Here is an 18,717-nt window from a genome sequence, read left to right on the forward strand (position 1 = left end):
AGACCATATAATATCTATCTTATTTATATGTATTTTCAAAACAGATAGAAATACTTACATTAATTCCAATCACTGTTATCCTTTATATAAAAAGGCATCACAAAAATAAATAGATTTTACTAAATGCCACAAGATAGTGCTAGAAGATCCCACTCTGGTGAAATATTATTTTTATTTTGTACTTTTGTTCTATTTATATGAAATATGCATAAATACATCCAGAAAAGAATTGGTTTTGTGTTACACTTTTAAGACAAGGATTTACTTTTCATGAAAACCTATGCACAATAACATAATAACGATTTGGGCAGGGTTTTCCATGACACTTTATGAATTTCTTAAAAAAAACTTCTTTTGCGTTATTATATGCGCATTTTGCGTTTCTTTCACCAATTATGCTATTGCGCAAGTACCCAATACACAAAATGTCCCTGCCCCACAAACCTATGGTGCATGGACAAAAGTTTGCTCACTACCACCAGGTACACCTAATATACAATGTGAAATCACACAAGATGTGCGCACACAAGATCGTCGCGATATTACCTTTCGGGTTACATTTCATAAATTGCCTAAAAATCAAGAAACTTTGATGCGGGTTTTTGTTCCTATTCGTGTGGAATTGCGTTCTGGTATTGGCATTAAAATCGATGATAAAAATATAGGAAAAATAGAATATCGGCGTTGTTTGGGCGATAACTGTGTTGCTGAAGCTCTCCTTAAAGAAGATATATTAAAACTCTTTTTAAACGGCAAAACAGCCACTTATTTTATCTTTACAACTCCTGAGCAAGGAGTCGGCGGTCTTATTGATTTACGTGGACTGAATGAAGCTTACGCAGACTTATCAGAATAACAAAAAGTATTTGCAAATACTAAATGATCAGTGCATCCAATAACTCTTTGGGAATCTTCTTAAATTTGGAAGCGTTCCTAAATAAAGAAAATGAACATTGCCGGCACCAATGCAAATAGGATAACCACCATGAAATCACTGATTGACCGTTTTGATATTTCTTCGTCCAAAGTACAGTCTCTTGTTCAAGAAACTCTTCATAATGCTGATGATGGTGAACTTTATCTTGAATATACAGAAAGTGAAACACTTTTATTTGATAATAGCCAGCTTAAAAATGGGTCATTTCAGCAAGATATAGGATTTGGCTTACGCGTTGTTTCTGGAGAAGCTACTGGATACGCTCACTCTGGTGAATTATCAGCCGCTGCACTCAAACGCGCTATTGAAGCTGCTAAAGCTGTAACCTATAATAATCATACAGGGTCTTATAGTGCAGCTCCCTCACAACCAAAGCAAAGATTATACCAACCAAACAATCCTCTTGATGCTCCATCATTTAAAGAAAAAAGCGCACTTTTACAAAAAATTGACGCATATTTACGTGAAAAAAATAACAAACTGCATCAAGTTACCGTCGCTCTTTCCGGTTCACTTCAACATGTTGAAATTTTACGCGGTGATGGATACTTTGTTCATGACATTCGCCCCCTCGTAAAACTTACTATATCTGTGGTAGTTTCTGATAATAATCGACGTGAAAATGGATTTTATGGATGTGGTGGACGACAAACATTTAATCAATTCATTAGTGAAGAAAATTGGAAAATGGCTGCCGATGAAGCTTTGCGTATGGCTTTAGTCAACTTAGAAGCACAAGAAGCACCAGCAGGAACATTTGATGTTGTTTTGGCTAATGGATGGCCTGGCGTTATGCTACATGAAGCTGTTGGACACGGTTTGGAAGGTGATTTTAACCGCAAAAAAACATCCGCTTTTTCTGGGCTTTTGGGGCAACAAGTCGCCGCAAAAGGTGTGACTATTGTTGATGATGGCACAATTCCCCAATGCCGCGGGTCACTTACTATTGATGATGAAGGAACACCATCAAGACATAACGTTCTGATTGAAAACGGTAAACTCGTAGGCTTCATGCAGGATAGGTTAAATGCTCGGCTCATGGGTGTTAATCCAACCGGAAATGGGCGGCGTGAATCTTATGCATATACACCAATACCACGGATGACAAATACAATTATGCTAGGGGGAGATAAAACACCTCAAGAAATTTTGTCTTCATTAAAAAGCGGTATTTATGCAGTTTCATTTGGTGGAGGACAAGTTGATATTACTTCTGGAAAATTTGTATTTGAGTGTACCGAAGCTTATCGAGTAGAGAATGGCAAAATCTTAGCTCCAATCAAAGGCGCAACCCTTATTGGTAATGGGCCAGATGCTATGAAACGCATTACAATGATTGGAAATGACAGCAAACTGGATAATGGTGTAGGTATGTGTGGAAAAGCGGGACAAAATGTTCCTGTTGGCGTTGGACAGCCCCATTTACGAATCAATAATATGACAATCGGCGGGACAACGCTTTCATAACATCAACCAACTAAGCTTAATAAAAAATTTTCAATATATTTAAATAGTCTTTTTATGTTAGCTAAATTTCTTAGCGCACCTTTGTTTTGCGTTTACTCAAAATCGCAACAACTTCAACATGAGGCGACCACAAAAATTGATCAATCGGTATGACCTGTTCTACTGTATAACCGCCTGCAACAAGAATGGATAAATCACGAGCAAATGTAACAGGATTGCATGAAACAGCTACCACACGTGGTATTGTTGTCTTTGCTAATTCACATACTTGTTCTTTTGCACCAGCGCGTGGTGGATCAAAAACAACACTATCAAAACGTTCAAGTTCCTTTGCAGAAAGTGGACGACGAAACAAATCACGCTTTTCACAAGTGACTGTTTTTAAGCCAGAAGCAAAACGTGCTGCGTGCTCTAAATTCGCCAATGCTGTTTCATCATTTTCTACTGCATGAACATTCATTGTTTTAGCCATACGTAAAGTAAAAGTTCCCACCCCTGAAAATAAATCAACAGCACTTTTTGCTTTTTTAAAATGAGTTAAAATAATATGACTGATGATATCCTCTGCTTCAGAAGTTGCCTGAAGAAAACCGCCAGAAGGAAGTTCAACACAAACATCACCAAAGTAAATCAACGGTTTTTCTTGCTCAACTAAAACTTCACCTTCAATAGATAAGCGCGTAATTCCACGTACAAGAGCTGCATGTATCATATTTTGACGAATAAGCTCATCGCGCACGATACAACCCCTTAAAGCAACGTCAAAACCATTATCAACAGATGTTACTGTCACATGAAATCGCTTAGCATGATTGCCTAAAAGAGCACATATCTCTCTAATATCATTTAATTTTGATATAATCTGTGACCGAGTAACCGGACATTCCTCAATAGCCACAACATCATGTGAAAGATGACGATTAAAACCAACGATATGACCTTGCTTTGTCATGGATGCTGTTAAAATGATTCGCCGGCGGCTATAATGTGCGCACGTTACTAAAGGAGAAACAGCTACATCAAACCTGTACTTTTTAAGTGCATCAACAACCAACTGTCGCTTCCAAGAATGATACGCATCAACATGCCAATGCTGAAGCATACACCCTCCACATTCTTTAAAATGTTTACAAATAGCATCAATGCGTTCTAATGATTTTTTCATTAATGCAATAGATGTACCGTATTTTCCATGAAGAGTAACTTTAACAACCTCTCCCGGTAAGGTAAAAGGTATATAAACAGAGCCATGCGGTGTTTTTGCTACACCATGACCATCAGCTCCAATATGATCAATTATAACGTTGTCACTCACTCTTTTTTCTCCGAATAATCAATATTCTAAACGCTTATCATCGTTTATAATTGAATGAAGAAAGAAACCTTTTTTATTTATCCCTTTTAAGATTCAGTTTATCAAAAAAGTGCTTCTAAAGTTTCTTACAATTGATGGATTTTTCAATACCCCACCCTTATCATCAATTTCAAATTGAGATTTTACTAGCAAATAACTTGGCTCTCTTCGATAACATAAGTAGAATACAAACTTAAGCAAAGTGAATTGACATTTGATATAGTGAAATTAATTTCACAATTATTACTGCCTTTAATCCCTACATTTAAACCTTTTCATAATATTATCAACGCTAGTACTAGATTAAACGTGCATTAAATTTATTATTATCAATATCAGAAGCAATAATTATAGCTTTACCCTCACATTTTAAGAAAAATTGCTTAAAATTACTACTGATATACCAATATTATACCATCACTTAATTTACTATAATCAGAAATATACTTAAATGCATTCGGCAATTGTAATTCTAGCACGTAAAGCATAACTCTAGACAGAATAATAAACTATAAGTTCTGTATTATTAGAAATTATCTTCTCAATTGAAAAAGTATTTTCCTGTCAATCTTAACAACCATTTGCCACACAATTTGCATTACATGCTCGTAAACACATTGATTGTAAAAATAACTAAAAGGCATCAATTTTTACAACTATTTACGACTACCTTATTGTTATACTTGAACTTGCGGTATTATCGGCATTTCACGTCCCAAAGCATTAAAAACAGTATTAATAATACCCGTTGCATCAAGCCCAATACTCGAAAGAACTTTATTTGGTGAACCATGATTTAAATATTCATCAGGAAATTTCAATGTGCGAACCTTTAAACCGTGCTCTAATAGCCCCTCTTGTGCCAAAAACTGCAGTACATGCGCCCCAAATCCACCCATTGCTCCTTCTTCAATTGTGACTAATACTTCGTGCTCACGTGCTAAACGACGTATTAAATCTTTATCCAAAGGCTTTGCAAAGCGTGCATCTGCAACAGTTGTTGATAACCCCTCTGCTGCTAACTCATTAGCTGCTATTAACACTTCAGATAACCGTGTTCCAAAACAAATCAAAGCTATTTTGCTGCCTTCACATAAAATTCGCCCTTTACCAATCTCCAGAACCTCACCACGTTGTGGTAAATCTATACCACTACTTTCACCACGTGGATAACGAAAAGAAATAGGCCCTTGATCATAAGCTGCCGCTGTGCGCACCATATGCATAAGTTCAACTTCATCAGAAGGGGCCATCACAACAAACTCAGGAAGTGTCGCCAAAAAAACAATATCAAAACTCCCAGCGTGTGTTGCACCATCCGCGCCAACAAAACCTGCGCGGTCAATTGCAAAACGCACGGGTAACTTTTGAATCGATACATCATGAATAATCTGATCATAAGCACGCTGTAAAAAGGTAGAATAAATTGCAACAAAAGGTTTATACCCTTCACAGGCGATACCTGCAGCAAAAGTTACAGCATGTTGTTCAGCAATACCAACATCAAACATTTTATCGGGAAATTTTTCAGCAAAAGAATCAAGGCCCGTTCCTGTTGGCATTGCAGCCGTTATAGCAACAATCTTATCATCATGACTGGCTTCTTCTATTAAAGCCTTAGAAAACACTTTAGTATAAGGAAGAAACTTACTTTGTGTTTTAACCTGTTTGCCCGTAACAACATCAAAACGATTAACACCGTGATATTTATCAGACGACACCTCTGCAGGTGCATACCCTTTCCCTTTATGTGTTACCACATGCACTAAAACAGGACCATTGGGATATTCGCGAACATTCTTTAGAACAGGCAATAAATGATTCATATTATGGCCATCTATAGGCCCGACATAATAAAAGCCAAGCTCCTCAAATAAACTTCCCCCAACTAAAAAACCACGCGCAAACTCTTCTGAAAGCCGTGCCTTATCTGAAAAAAACTTTGGTAACTTCTTGCTTAATATTTTTACTTGCTCACGCAAACTACGATAAGAAGGACGAGAAACTAATCTTGCAAGATAAGCACTCATAGCACCAGTAGGAGGTGCAATAGACATATCGTTATCATTAAGGATAACAATTAAACGTGCATCCAAAGCACCAGCATTATTCATGGCCTCATAAGCCATACCAGCAGACATAGCGCCATCACCAATCACACAAATGATGTTACGTCTTTCTTCTGCCTTTAACATGCTTGCCACTGCCATACCAAGACCAGCTGAAATAGAAGTAGAAGAATGACCTGCTCCAAATGAGTCATACACACTTTCTGAACGCTTTGTGAAACCTGATAAGCCGCCATCTTGGCGTAGAGTACGAATTTTATCCCTACGACCAGTCAAAATTTTATGGGGATAAGTTTGATGACCAACATCCCAAATAATCTTATCATCAGGTGTATTAAAAACATAATGCAGCGCAATAGTGAGCTCAACAACACCAAGCCCTGCGCCAAGATGACCACCTGTTACAGAAACTGCATCAATTGTTTCAGCTCGTAATTCATTAGCTAACTGTACTAAATCAGACTCAGAAAATGCCCGCAAATCTTGTGGAAAACAAATACGATCAAGTAATGGCGTTAATGACCGAGACAAAAAAAACTCCTTCCCTTACCAATAATAGTTATATAGGCACACATATTCTATTATTTTGTGTAGAATGTGATGTATTATTCATTGAAATACTTTACTTATTTAAGATTATCTACAGATTTTCTTCTTTTTCATTCATCAGAAATAAGAGTGATAAGTTATTTTAATCAATTAAGATTCTTGTTTTTACAATCAATAACAATAAACGATTACTAAATATCATTCAGAATCAAGTGGCTCTAAACCTTCTGGATGACCTGTATCTGAAAGCCGGATTTTTTCAACTTTAGCTTCAGCCACTTTCAACAGTTTATCACAATGATTTTTAAGAGCTTCACCACGCTCATAAATATCAATTGATTGTTCTAAAGGAACATCTCCACGTTCCAAGTTTTCAACAATCACTTCAAGTTGTTTCAGTGCTTCCTCAAAACTTAATGCAGCAATGTCGCCCTTTTTCATTCCTTTCTTCATATAACCCTCACAAGATATCTGTTCTAGATATGCGAATTCCAAAACCTTCTAAACCAACATAATGACGCTCTTTAGAAGAGTAGACAATAACAGAACTAATCCCTAGATGTTTCAAAATTTGCGCTCCTAGACCAATTTGGTGCCATTCTTCTGCACGTTCAATTGCTTGTGCATGGTTTTCTAAACCTACCATTGCCATTTTCTGTTCACAAACAGCTAATTGAGAACCAACACCAACAGATCCTTCACGCAAATAAACAAATACACCACGTTTTTCTTTTTCTACCATGCGCCGCATGACAACTTCAACATCTGGTGACTGACCAAAAACATCCTTTAGAATATTTTCACGATGCAGGCGTACCGGAATATCTTCCCCATCACGAATATCGCCAAAAACAATTGCCACATGCTGAACTGTTTCCCAAGGAAGTTGATAACTTTTGACTATAGCTGGACCTACAAATGTTTCAATATGCATTTCTCCAACATATTTTATAAGCGTCTCTTTACGCTGACGATAAGCAATAAGATCAGCAACAGTTATGATGTGTAACTGATTATCTTGTGCAAACTTTGTAACTTCATCTCCATGTTTAACACTACCATCATCATTAACTAATTCACCAATAACACCAACCGGTGGCAAACTAGCTAATTTACACAAGTCAACAGCTGCCTCAGTATGGCCTGAGCGCATAAGAACACCACCTTCATCTGCAATTAAAGGAAAAATATGTCCCGGACGGACAAAATCACTAGCACTTGCATTGGGATTAGCTAAATTACGAACAGCCAATGTACGATCATATGCTGAAATACCCGTTGTTATTCCATGTTTAAAATCCACGGTAACAGTAAATTTGGTACGATGCGCTGAATCATTATCCGACACCATAGGAGCAAGATTAAATCGTTGTGCTTCTTCTTTTGGCATTGGTGTACAAATAATACCCGACGTATGGCGAATGATAAATGCCATTTTTTCTTCTGTACAATGAACAGCAGCAACAATTAAATCACCTTCATTTTCACGGTCATCATCATCTGTAACCACAACAATTTCACCGCGTTCAAAAGCCTGAATAGCAGCAACAACTTTTTTCTGATTATAAGCCATCGTTTACCTTTCAACTACAACTGATCTGACCGCGGTGTCTTAAATAATGATCAGCAACAGCACAAGCAACCATTGCTTCACCAACAGGAACAGCACGAATTCCAACACATGGATCATGACGCCCCTTTGTAACCACATCCACATTGTTACCATTAACATCAATTGAACGACAAGGAGCCAAAATTGATGAAGTGGGTTTAACCGCAAAACGTGCAATAATCGGCTGCCCATTTGATATCCCACCCAAAATACCCCCGGCATGATTAGATAAAAAAAGCGGTTTACCGTCACTTCCCATTCGCATTTCATCTATATTTTGTTCACCAGTCAAGCGAGCTGCGGCAAAACCATCACCAATTTCAACGCCCTTAACCGCATTAATTGACATTAAAAATGATGCGATATCTTGATCAAGTTTTGCGTAGATAGGTGCCCCTAAGCCTACTGGAACATTTTCCGCGACAATCTCAACAATAGCACCAGTTGATGAACCGCTTTCTTGTAACTGAGTCATATAATCAGCAAAAATGCGTACTGCTTCTGCATCAGGTGTAAAAAAAGGATTGTTATCAACCTCTGACCAATCCCAATGATCACGATTAATACTATAAGGGCCAATCGCCGTCACAGCTCCTCGCACAATCAAACCAGGAACAATTTTACGGGCAAGAGCACCTGCTGCAACACGTGCCGCCGTCTCTCGCGCTGAGGCACGCCCACCACCACGATAATCACGAATGCCATATTTAATATCATAGGTGTAATCTGCATGACCTGGACGATATTGATAAATAACTTCATCATAATCTTTAGAACATTGATCTGTGTTTTGAATAAATAATGAAATTGGTGTACCTGTTGTTACCAATGTTGTGCCGTTATCTTGAGTTACAACTCCTGAAAGCACTTCTATTTGATCTAACTCTTGACGTTGCGTTGTATATTTTGATTGCCCAGGTCTACGTTTATTAAGATATGCCTGAATTTCTGCAAGAGTGAAGGCAATTCCTGGAGGACAACCATCAATAACACAACCAAGAGCAGGACCATGACTTTCACCCCATGTTGTTACACGAAACAAATGACCAAATGTATTATACGACATGGAGAAAGATCCATTTCTTCTTCAAATACATGCAACTATAGTGTGGACTGAACCGTGCAATACGATTTCATTCAAATGTGTCATTGACTGTCTGAACTTTAAATCAAATTGTCGCTAACATATAAAACTTTATGAACCAAGCCTTATTCTTTAACAACAGAAATATCAGGTGCATCAACAGCCTTCATACCGATAACATGATATCCAGAATCAACATGATGAATCTCACCTGTAACAGAACGCGATAAATCTGAAAGAAAATAAAGGGCAGAATCACCTACTTCTTCGATTGTCACTGTACGACGCAAAGGAGCATTGTATTCGTTCCATTTTAAAATATAACGAAAATCACCAATACCAGAAGCAGCTAATGTTTTAATTGGCCCTGCAGATACAGCATTAACACGAATGTTTTTTGGCCCTAAATCAACAGCTAAATACTTAACACTAGCCTCAAGAGCAGCTTTAGCAACCCCCATTACATTATAATTGGGAACAACCTTTTCTGCACCATAATAGGTCAACGTTAAAATTGAACCGCCATTTGGCATCAACTTTTCTGCACGTTGTGTAAGAGCCGTTAACGAATAAACAGAAATGTTCATCGTCATCATAAAATTTGATTCACTAATATCAACGTAACGACCACTTAATTCATCTTTATCCGAAAAACCAATAGCGTGAACTAAAAAATCAAGTTTACCCCACTCTTTTTCTATTGTGTTAAAAACTGCATCAATAGATGCACTATCGGAAACATCACAATGACCACAAACAAAACCGTTCAACTCTTGGGCCAAAGGCTCAACACGCCTCTTCATTGCTTCACCCTGATAGGTAAAAGCAAGCTCGGCCCCTGCTGCATGGGCCGCCTTCGCTATTCCCCAAGCGATAGAGCGATTATTTGCCAATCCTAAAATTAAGCCACGCTTTCCATACAATAAACCATTACTCTTCGTCATTAGCATCGCCTCATTGCTATTTGGCATCAACATTATCTATATGCCTATGACACAGGTTACCTTTTTCTTCAAGCAATTGGTTTAAAATCAAACTTAAGTTATGCTTTTGTATAAGAAAAAAGATGTTAATTGTTTTGCATTTGCAAAAATTGTTCTAATGCAGCATCTCCACCTTCTGGCAACATAATACGAACATGCACATAAAGATCATCTCTTTCACCATTTTTTAAACGAAGCCCCTTTCCTTTCAACCGTAAAACACGATCAGAACTCGACCATGGGGGAATTTTCAAAACCACACGTCCTTCCAAAGTGTCAACTTCTTCTTTGGCTCCTAAAACAGCATGCTTAAGAGAAACCGGCAAATCAAGATGAAGTGCTCGCCCTTCAACTCGCAAACGAGGATGTTTCTGAATACGAATAGTTACTAAAGCATCCCCTGCTTGCCCGTGCGCCACCTCTTCTCCCTGACCTTTTAAACGAATGGTTTGCCCATCTTCAACATAGTCTGGTAATTTAATTTTTAATTTTTTGCCAGTAGGAAAAGTCACTTCTACTTTGCTTGCACCCACCATCTGCTCTAATGTAATTGAAAGGCTGGTACGAACATGGGCCCCTTGTTGAGGTTGACTATATTGTGTTGAATTTGAAAAATTCCTTCCTCTTCCAAATAAATCACGAAAAATATCGCTTGCATCAAAACTTGCAGCACCTGAAGATCCAAAATCAAATCCTCTTGTGCCACCAGTAAAAGGGTTTTGTCTGCTCCTAAAATTTCCCCCAGCGCCATAAGCTTGGTGAAGTGGTTTTCCTTCTGCATCAATTTCACCACGGTCAAATCGTGCTTTTTTATCTTTATCGCCTATAATTTCATAAGCTTGATTAATTTCAGAAAATCTTTCTTTAGCTTTGGCATCACCCATATTATGATCTGGATGATACTGCTTTGCTAATCTTCTGAATGCAGATTTAATCTCTTGCGGTTTTGCGGTACGTGCCACACCCAAAACCGTATAGGGATCACGCATATTGCCCTCTTTCTAGCCTTCCCGTTTTTCAAATATTAACCAGTAATATCGTTAAATATTTTTCATTACTTCATCAAGCTATTCAATAAAATCATTTTTCTTATCTAATATGTTTATAAAAAAACAAAATACCAGATAAAATGAACATTTTTAATTCAATATAGCTTATGGAAGCTTATGTTAAAGATAAACATAATTGAAACACCATAATAAAAATATATAAAGTTATTAGCTTTTTAGAACAAAAGAATAGCAGCATGTTATTCTTGATGGCAAAAATAAATCAAAGAATTTCTCACTCACACTCACTAACAGTGGAGTATATTATGAATAATAAAACACAAACGAATGATGATTTTATACAAACACAAAATCCTTTTGCAATTTTCGAAAATTGGCTTGAAGAAGCAAAAATAAGCGAAATAAACGATCCCAATGCTATGGCACTAGCAACAGTTGATGAAACAGGTTTACCCAATGTTCGTATGGTTCTTCTTAAAGATTTTAGTCCTAAAGGTTTTGTCTTCTATACCAACTATGAAAGCTGTAAAGGACGGGAAATTTTAGGATCGATGAAAGCATCCTTAGGCTTTCATTGGAAATCACTTCGCCGCCAAATTAGAATTAGAGGCATTGTTGAAAAAGTAAGTACTGAAGAAGCAGATGCATATTTTCAGTCACGACCACGAAAAAGTCGAATCGGTGCATGGGCATCTAAACAATCTCAGCCATTAGAAAATCGCCTTACTCTCAAAAAAGCAGTTGCTAAATACGCTGCACGTTATGCAGTAGGGAATATTCCTCGCCCACCCTATTGGTCTGGTTTCCGCATTAAACCTCTTTTTATTGAATTTTGGTGCGATCGGCCGTTTCGTTTACATGATCGCTTACTTTTTACACGCGACTCTATTAAACAAGATAACTGGCAAAAACAAAGACTCTATCCTTAACCACTTCTTTATGAAGCCTTTACCCCCCTATAATAACGGCTTTCTGCTCTACTATTACAAGAATATATGACCTTGTTTCTAACTAGATTGTTCTTAAACTGCAGAATGTAATATCATCCAAATACCCCCACACACTAAACCAGCAAAAATAAAAAAACCAACAAACGAATTGGATCTGAAAAGTTTTAAGCATTGTGAGCTATCATCTATATCGATGACTTTGATTTGAATGAACATATGGATGGCAGCAATAAAAACCCCTACAAAGCTGAGAATGGATACTTGCGCCAAATAAAATGCCAAGCTGACCAGGATTATAAAACCACTATATAAAATCACTAGTGCACATTTGGTGCTTTTTCCAAAGAGGCGTGCTGTAGAATGCACGCCAACAATAGCGTCATCTTGCTTATCTTGATGAGCATAAATTGTATCATATCCAATCGTCCATAAGATTGATCCTGCATAAAGTGCGATTGGTGCCCAACTCAGACTTCCATATACAACCGCCCACCCCATTAATGCACCCCAATTAAACGCAACGCCTAAAAAAAATTGTGGCCAATTTGTTATACGTTTCATAAAAGGATAAATTGCAACCGCCACTAAGGATGAAATACCTAAAAAAAAGCTAAATGCATTAAACTGTAATAAAACACCTAAACCTATGAAACACTGCACTAATATAAAAATTTTTGCTTGAAATCGACTTACCTGACCTGCAGGTAATGGACGAGAACGTGTTCGTTCTACCTGAGAATCAATTTTGTGATCAACAAGGTCATTCCAAGTACAGCCTGCACCTCGCATGGCTATGGAACCCAAAAAGAAAAGAAAAAGATACCAAATCCAACACATTATAATTGACAAAAGAGGTACTTGGGGCATCTCATAAGAAAGCATAGCCATGGTTGTTGACCAGAAACAAGGCCACATCAACAATTTCCACCCAATAGGTCTATCCCAACGTGCCAATTGAGCATAAAGCCACAAAGAACAAGGAAGTAAATAGTAGACCCATTGTTTAGGGGGCGCATCCATAACTCGTCCTTGATTTTCACAGGATTGAACATGTAAAATATTTTTACTTTTTTTCATCAAATGATTTCACCTTTGGTCTTGCGATAGAACCATTTCATTCTTATGAAAGAAAAACTGATTTAATCATCTTTATGTTATGGTAGGAGCAAATCATGAACGTTCTTCTTATTGGATCAGGTGGACGAGAACATGCTTTAGCATGGAAAATAGCAGAGTCACCGCTACTTACAAAATTATATTGCGCTCCTGGAAATCCTGCAACAATAGAATTAGGTGAAAATATTGATTTAAACATCAATGATCACTCTCTTGTTATTAATTTCTGTAAAGAACACTCTATTGACCTCGTCATTGTTGGACCAGAAGGACCATTGGTTGAAGGTATAACTGATTCTCTTAATGCTGCTGGCATCTGTGTATTCGGCCCCACTCAAAAAGCAGCTCAATTGGAAGGCTCAAAAAGCTTTACAAAAGATTTGTGTTACAGAAATAACATTCCTACAAGTATCTATCAATGTTTTAACAATGCTTCACAAGCTAAATCCTACATCCGCCAACAAGGTGTCCCTATCGTTATTAAGGCTGATGGCCTGGCCGCTGGTAAAGGTGTTGTTGTAGCTATGACAATGCAAGAAGCCTTTGATGCCGTTGATGCCTGCTTTGAAGGCACATTTAATGATGCAAAAAAGAAAATTGTTGTCGAAGCATTTCTGGAAGGTGAGGAAGCGAGCTTCTTTTGTCTTTGTGATGGTACAACCGCCATCCCTTTTGGATCAGCGCAAGATCATAAACGTGTTGGTGATGGCGATACTGGAGCCAACACTGGTGGCATGGGAGCTTATTCACCAGCTCCAATTATGACTGAGGAAATGGTTAACCGTACTCTTAAAGAAATTGTCGAACCCGCTTTGCGTGATATGGCCGCAATGGGAGCTCCTTTTAAAGGTATTCTCTTCACCGGATTGATGATAACCCAAAAAGGGCCTGAATTAATTGAGTTTAATGTACGATTTGGTGATCCTGAATGCCAAGTTTTAATGATGCGCTTAAAAGATGATATTTTACCACTTCTCCTTGCAGCAGCTCAAGGAAACCTTAAAAATAAACACATTCAATGGTCTGAAAAAACCGCTCTAACAGTTGTTATGGCTGCTAAAGGCTACCCAAATGCTCCTCAAAAAGGCAGCATTATCCGCAATGTCGACAAGGTAAACGCTCTTCCTGATGTAAAAGTTTTCCAGGCAGGCACAGCTCTACATAATGGAGAATTAATCGCTAATGGTGGACGTGTTTTAAATATAACAGCCACAGGAGAAACTGTTGCACACGCACAAAAACGCGCCTATGAAGCTGTCGATTGTATTGATTGGCCACAAGGCTTTGTTCGCCGGGATATTGGCTGGCGTGCTATCGCACAAAAAAAATAGACCTTTTGAACTCTTTTTTGAAGTGAGGTATTTCACACAGTAAAAAGATCAATTGATCTGCTTATTACCCTTTATTCACAAAAGCTTTAGATGAAAAGAGTAGATGTTCCAAACACAAAAGCTACAAATTTTGCGATCATCTTACCATCTTATTTGTTTGCAGCCAATTTGTTAATCACTTTCTACGAAAGTGATATGTTTTGTATGACATCAAAGCATAATAATATAACGCCCTAAAAACACAAACGATTGTAGTAGATATGTAAAAATCGGAAAAAAAGATTTTTCCCTAATCACACAACTAAAACTACTTCTTTACCACAATTAATGAAAAACATAGAATCAGAATGCCTCTGAAATAAACATGTCTACTCATGCAACATGAAAAATTAATCTATATCAATTTACTGTAAGACAATCCGATTGGTGATCATTAAACGTAAACCTAATGAATCACCACAACGGAGTAAAAAGCCCTTTCCCCTAGAAGATGGTGATGTCATATAAAAAAATTGACGTAAAATAGAATGATCTTTGATAGTGATAATATTCTTATCTTCACAGATCATAAACATTGGTAGATTATAAATCTTTCCCCATAACCGCCAGTCTAAAAGAACATTATTCAAATCTCTAGAAACTAAAAGTGGAATACAAGCTTCTTCATCTGTATGGAGCAATTCTAATGCGACAGCTTTTTCTCCTGTAAGAGTTTCTACTATACGCGCTGCAATTCCTTTGAAGTGATAAACTGGAATCAAACGTGACAGACTGGAAGGATTATCAACTTTCAGAGAAACACTGCGTTCATTCAACGAACAAATCATGTGATTTCCCGTTTTTGATACAAAGTATGTCACCGTTTGTGGCAAATGACATGGATCTAACCGAAACTCAGACCCCACTTTTGCCCGATTAAAACATTGATTAACCATATAGTTTTCCCAATTCACTTCAATAAAACATACTCTATATAATATCTTTTTCTCATTGAATTATTAAGCTTTAGGTAAAAATTGTTTTCTTTTCAGTTATCAAAATCCCAATAAGAATAGAAAAATATTCATCATTTTCAATTTATAATACTTTGCCAGGATTCATAATTCCTAAAGGGTCGAATGTTTTTTTAATCGCTTGCATAATTTCTAATGAAACGGGTGATTTAAAAGTACGCAGTTCTTTCCGCTTGAGCTGCCCAATTCCGTGTTCAGCAGAAAATGTACCTTGATAATGCATCACTAAACAATGGATCCGATCATTCATTTGTGAATATAATTGCAAAAATGATGCAGTATCAGCCCCTATGGGTTGTGTAATATTATAATGGAGGTTCCCATCACCCATATGACCAAAACACACCACCCGCGCACCTGGAGCAATCTCTTCAACAATAAGAGCAGCTTCAGCAATAAAGTCAGGAATGGAGGCAATAGGTACAGCAATATCATGTTTAATAGACCCTCCTGCTAACTTCTGCGCTGGTGACATATTGTCACGCAATTGCCAAAAAAAATCTTGCTGTTTTAACGATTGTGCAACAACTGCATCTTGTATAATATCATCCTTTAAAGCTGTTTCTAAAATAACATTTAACACCGACAGCGCTTCATCATCACTACGTGACGATGAAATATTAATCAAAACATACCATTCATGCTCATGTTCAAAAAGTGAATTAGCATGCATCGTATAATTTAAAGCCATTTGTAAGCTGAGTTTTCCCATAAGCTCAAAACCAGTTAACAATGGCCCCCCATAACACTGAGCAAGGGATAAAAATTTAAGAGCATTAGCTGGACTGCGTAAACCTACAAAAGCAACTGCTTTTCCTTTAGGCTTTGGAAAAAGCTTTAAAACCGCTGCAGTAATAACCCCTAAAGTCCCTTCTGAACCAATAAAAAGGTCTTTCAAATTATAACCGCTATTGTCCTTTTTAACAAAACGCAGATCATCTAAAATACGCCCATCAGGCAAAACAACTTCCAAACCAAGACAAAGCTCACGCATATTACCATAAGCTAAAACAGCTGTCCCTCCGGCATTAGATGAAAGATTGCCCCCTATTTGACAGGAACCTTCTGAGCCTAAAGAAAGAGGGAAAAAACGATCTATTTTATCTGCCTTTTTTTGTAAGGTATGTAAAATAACACCAGCCTCCACAACAGCAAAATTACCCTCAGGATTAACTAATCGAATTTTGTTTAAACGTTCCATAGATAAAACAACACTACCCCCACTATCATCTGGCTGTTGAGCACCCACAAGACCAGTATTTCCTCCTTGAGGTACAATTGGTGTGCGTGTTTTGCTGGCCAAACGCATAATAGATGACACCTCATCTGTTGAGGATGGACGTAAAAGTAATGGCGTTTTTCCATGAAAAAGTCCACGATTTTCAAGCAAATATGGTGCAATCAAAGATTGATCTGTGATAGCATTTGCAGAACCAACAATTTTTCTAAAACACTCAATTAAATTCTGCTCCACCTTCATTTTCCTCTCGGAGCTGCAGCACGCATTAAACGGTCATTAATAGCTACACCTAATCCGTAAAATGGAATAGACTCCACTGCAATACATCTCACCTTTAATGAATCCAACTGTTTCATATAATCAAACAAATGGAATGCAGCTTCTTCCAATTGACCACTTTCACTTAAATTTAAAATAGAGACAGCATTTTCAGCACCTACAATGCGCTTAGGGCCAAATGCTAAAAGTGCTTCGTCGCTCTCCACCTTTTGTGCATTTAAACGCACCAAAGCATTAGGAGCATAATGTGATTTTAACATACCTGGTGCCTCAATTGCAGCACGCTGATCTAATTGTTTTAAAGACTGCCCTGCCACTTCTTCAACTTCTTCAGCAGTTACCCCACCAGGACGCAATAGATAGATATTTTTATCACAAACCTTAACAATCGTTGATTCAAGCCCTATCTTAGAAACTCCTCCATCAATAATTAAAGGCACTGATGCCCCCAAAGATGCAAATACAGATGCAGCTGAAGTGGGACTAAGACCTCCCGATTGATTTGCACTAGGAGCTGCTAAAGGTCGACCAAAATGTTGAACAACTTCTGCAAAGCCGCCAACAGGAAAACGAACAGCCAATGTATCAAGACCAGAAGTCGTTAAAGGATGAATATTATGATTAACCTTTAATGGTAAAACTAATGTCAAAGGCCCTGGCCAAAATGCTTCCATAAATCGACGTGAAAGCAGATCAATTTCCACATAATGTTCTGCCATAACAATGCTACTCACATGAACAATAAGAGGATTAAATTGTGGCCGCTTCTTTGTGGTAAAAATAGAAGCAACTGCTTTTCCATTAGTTGCATCACCAGCCAATCCATAAACAGTTTCTGTTGGTAAAGCCACTAATTGACCCTGCTTCAGAACCTCAACCGCTTCTTTTATTGAAGCACTGTTTAAAGATAGGATTGTCATGAAATATCATCCTTATAATCTTCTTTCAGTGGTGCAAAACTATAACGATGCAACCCTAAAATGGGCCCATATTTAGCAATAGCCGTACGATGTGCTACTGTTGCATAACCCACATGTTTTTCTAAACCATAACCTTCATAAACCAGCCCAGCACATTCCATCATTCGATCACGTGTTACTTTGGCAACAATGGATGCTGCCGCAATTGAAACCGAACGCTGATCACCTTTTATCAAAGCAGTTGCTGGACATGGCAAATGGGGTGGAATATCACGCCCATCAACCAATACATAATGAGCTGGAATGGAAAGTCCTACAACACAGCGGCGCATTGCTTCTAAAGTTGCTTTCCTAATATCAGATTGATCAATCGCACGGGCGCAAATACTCGCAACAGAAATTGCCAACGCATTTTGCAAAATTTTACCATAAAGTTGATTGCGCTGTTGAGCAGAAAATTTCTTTGAATCATTCAACCCTTCAGGAATGTGGTTTTTATCTAAAATAACTGCTGCTGTTACTACAGGTCCAGCTAAAGGCCCTCGTCCAACTTCATCAACACCCGCTATATAAAAGAAGCCTTGTTTGTGTAAATCCAATTCGTGCGAAAAATCTGGCTGAAGTGGCACATTAAATACATTTGACAAATTGCGAACACGACGAAACATATATTTATATTTGCATTACCACCTATTTTCCGCAAGCCCCACAGTAAAAATAGCTTACTCCAACATTTTTTAGCTCTCAAACAACATGATAACAAAAAAAATCAAGTATAGGGGGGAGCGTTAGTTTTCCAACCA

General features: G+C 37.7%; 16 protein-coding genes. 4 read left to right on the plus strand and 12 right to left on the minus strand.

The features are described from left to right. Window positions 1-319 precede the first annotated feature (319 nt). Together J7R05_RS03020 and tldD are read left to right on the plus strand one after the other, a co-directional pair. Complete coding sequence (locus J7R05_RS03020; protein WP_078689511.1) at window positions 320-856, plus strand: invasion associated locus B family protein; 537 nt, start codon at window positions 320-322, stop codon at window positions 854-856. A gap of 129 nt (window positions 857-985) precedes the next feature. After that, a complete protein-coding gene (tldD, locus tag J7R05_RS03025) occupies window positions 986-2,404 on the plus strand; it encodes a metalloprotease TldD (RefSeq protein ID WP_208541134.1) in 1,419 nt (472 codons plus the stop codon). A 70-nt stretch (window positions 2,405-2,474) separates the two neighbouring features. On the opposite strand, the gene J7R05_RS03030 is transcribed toward tldD, so the two are convergent. From J7R05_RS03030 to J7R05_RS03060, 7 genes are all read right to left on the minus strand, one after another. Beyond that, window positions 2,475-3,719 carry a class I SAM-dependent RNA methyltransferase gene (locus J7R05_RS03030; RefSeq protein WP_208541135.1) on the minus strand — a complete coding sequence of 415 codons (1,245 nt, stop codon included), beginning with the start codon at window positions 3,717-3,719 and terminating at the stop codon, window positions 2,475-2,477. Window positions 3,720-4,435: 716 nt separating this feature from the next. Continuing rightward, a complete protein-coding gene (gene dxs, locus J7R05_RS03035) occupies window positions 4,436-6,358 on the minus strand; it encodes a 1-deoxy-D-xylulose-5-phosphate synthase (protein WP_208541136.1) in 1,923 nt (640 codons plus the stop codon). Window positions 6,359-6,574: 216 nt separating this feature from the next. After that, window positions 6,575-6,829 (minus strand): exodeoxyribonuclease VII small subunit, encoded by a 255-nt coding sequence (locus J7R05_RS03040; RefSeq protein WP_010703477.1) that lies wholly within the window; start codon window positions 6,827-6,829, stop codon window positions 6,575-6,577. Between the two features lie 7 nt (window positions 6,830-6,836). Then, window positions 6,837-7,949, minus strand: a complete 1,113-nt coding sequence (gene ribB, locus J7R05_RS03045; RefSeq protein ID WP_208541137.1) for a 3,4-dihydroxy-2-butanone-4-phosphate synthase — start codon at window positions 7,947-7,949, stop codon at window positions 6,837-6,839. A gap of 10 nt (window positions 7,950-7,959) precedes the next feature. Next, the gene (gene aroC / locus J7R05_RS03050) at window positions 7,960-9,054 is read right to left on the minus strand and encodes a chorismate synthase (protein ID WP_208541138.1); all 1,095 of its coding nucleotides are present in this window, start codon (window positions 9,052-9,054) and stop codon (window positions 7,960-7,962) included. A gap of 143 nt (window positions 9,055-9,197) precedes the next feature. After that, window positions 9,198-10,016 (minus strand): enoyl-ACP reductase FabI, encoded by an 819-nt coding sequence (gene fabI, locus J7R05_RS03055; protein WP_010703474.1) that lies wholly within the window; start codon window positions 10,014-10,016, stop codon window positions 9,198-9,200. A gap of 125 nt (window positions 10,017-10,141) precedes the next feature. Further along, entirely contained in the window at window positions 10,142-11,044 is a 903-nt protein-coding gene (locus tag J7R05_RS03060; RefSeq protein ID WP_208541139.1) for a DnaJ C-terminal domain-containing protein, read from the minus strand. A gap of 326 nt (window positions 11,045-11,370) precedes the next feature. On the opposite strand from J7R05_RS03060, the gene pdxH reads away from it, so the two are divergent. Beyond that, window positions 11,371-11,994, plus strand: a complete 624-nt coding sequence (gene pdxH, locus J7R05_RS03065; protein ID WP_208541140.1) for a pyridoxamine 5'-phosphate oxidase — start codon at window positions 11,371-11,373, stop codon at window positions 11,992-11,994. 93 nt (window positions 11,995-12,087) lie between these two features. Here the strand turns inward: pdxH and ubiA are convergent, their stop codons facing one another. Then, on the minus strand, window positions 12,088-13,092 hold the full coding sequence (gene ubiA, locus J7R05_RS03070; RefSeq protein WP_010703471.1) for a 4-hydroxybenzoate octaprenyltransferase: 1,005 nt from the start codon (window positions 13,090-13,092) through the stop codon (window positions 12,088-12,090). A gap of 95 nt (window positions 13,093-13,187) precedes the next feature. Between ubiA and purD the strand changes: the two genes are divergently transcribed. Then, the gene (purD, locus tag J7R05_RS03075) at window positions 13,188-14,462 is read left to right on the plus strand and encodes a phosphoribosylamine--glycine ligase (protein ID WP_208541141.1); all 1,275 of its coding nucleotides are present in this window, start codon (window positions 13,188-13,190) and stop codon (window positions 14,460-14,462) included. 404 nt (window positions 14,463-14,866) lie between these two features. On the opposite strand, the gene J7R05_RS03080 is transcribed toward purD, so the two are convergent. The 4 genes from J7R05_RS03080 to J7R05_RS03095 all read right to left on the minus strand — a co-directional run bounded on the left by J7R05_RS03080 (window position 14,867) and on the right by J7R05_RS03095 (window position 18,582). After that, window positions 14,867-15,397 carry a DUF6101 family protein gene (locus J7R05_RS03080; protein ID WP_208541142.1) on the minus strand — a complete coding sequence of 177 codons (531 nt, stop codon included), beginning with the start codon at window positions 15,395-15,397 and terminating at the stop codon, window positions 14,867-14,869. Between the two features lie 142 nt (window positions 15,398-15,539). Continuing rightward, window positions 15,540-16,949, minus strand: coding sequence for an FAD-binding oxidoreductase (locus J7R05_RS03085; RefSeq protein WP_208541143.1), 1,410 nt, complete (start codon window positions 16,947-16,949; stop codon window positions 15,540-15,542). A 2-nt stretch (window positions 16,950-16,951) separates the two neighbouring features. Continuing rightward, entirely contained in the window at window positions 16,952-17,914 is a 963-nt protein-coding gene (locus tag J7R05_RS03090) for an L-threonylcarbamoyladenylate synthase (protein ID WP_208541144.1), read from the minus strand. Continuing rightward, complete coding sequence (locus tag J7R05_RS03095) at window positions 17,911-18,582, minus strand: ribonuclease HII (RefSeq protein ID WP_208541145.1); 672 nt, start codon at window positions 18,580-18,582, stop codon at window positions 17,911-17,913. Before J7R05_RS03095 ends, J7R05_RS03090 begins: the two co-directional genes overlap by 4 nt. Window positions 18,583-18,717 lie beyond the last annotated feature (135 nt).

The organism is Bartonella capreoli, assembly GCF_902813205.1.
GTDB lineage: Bacteria > Pseudomonadota > Alphaproteobacteria > Rhizobiales > Rhizobiaceae > Bartonella > Bartonella schoenbuchensis.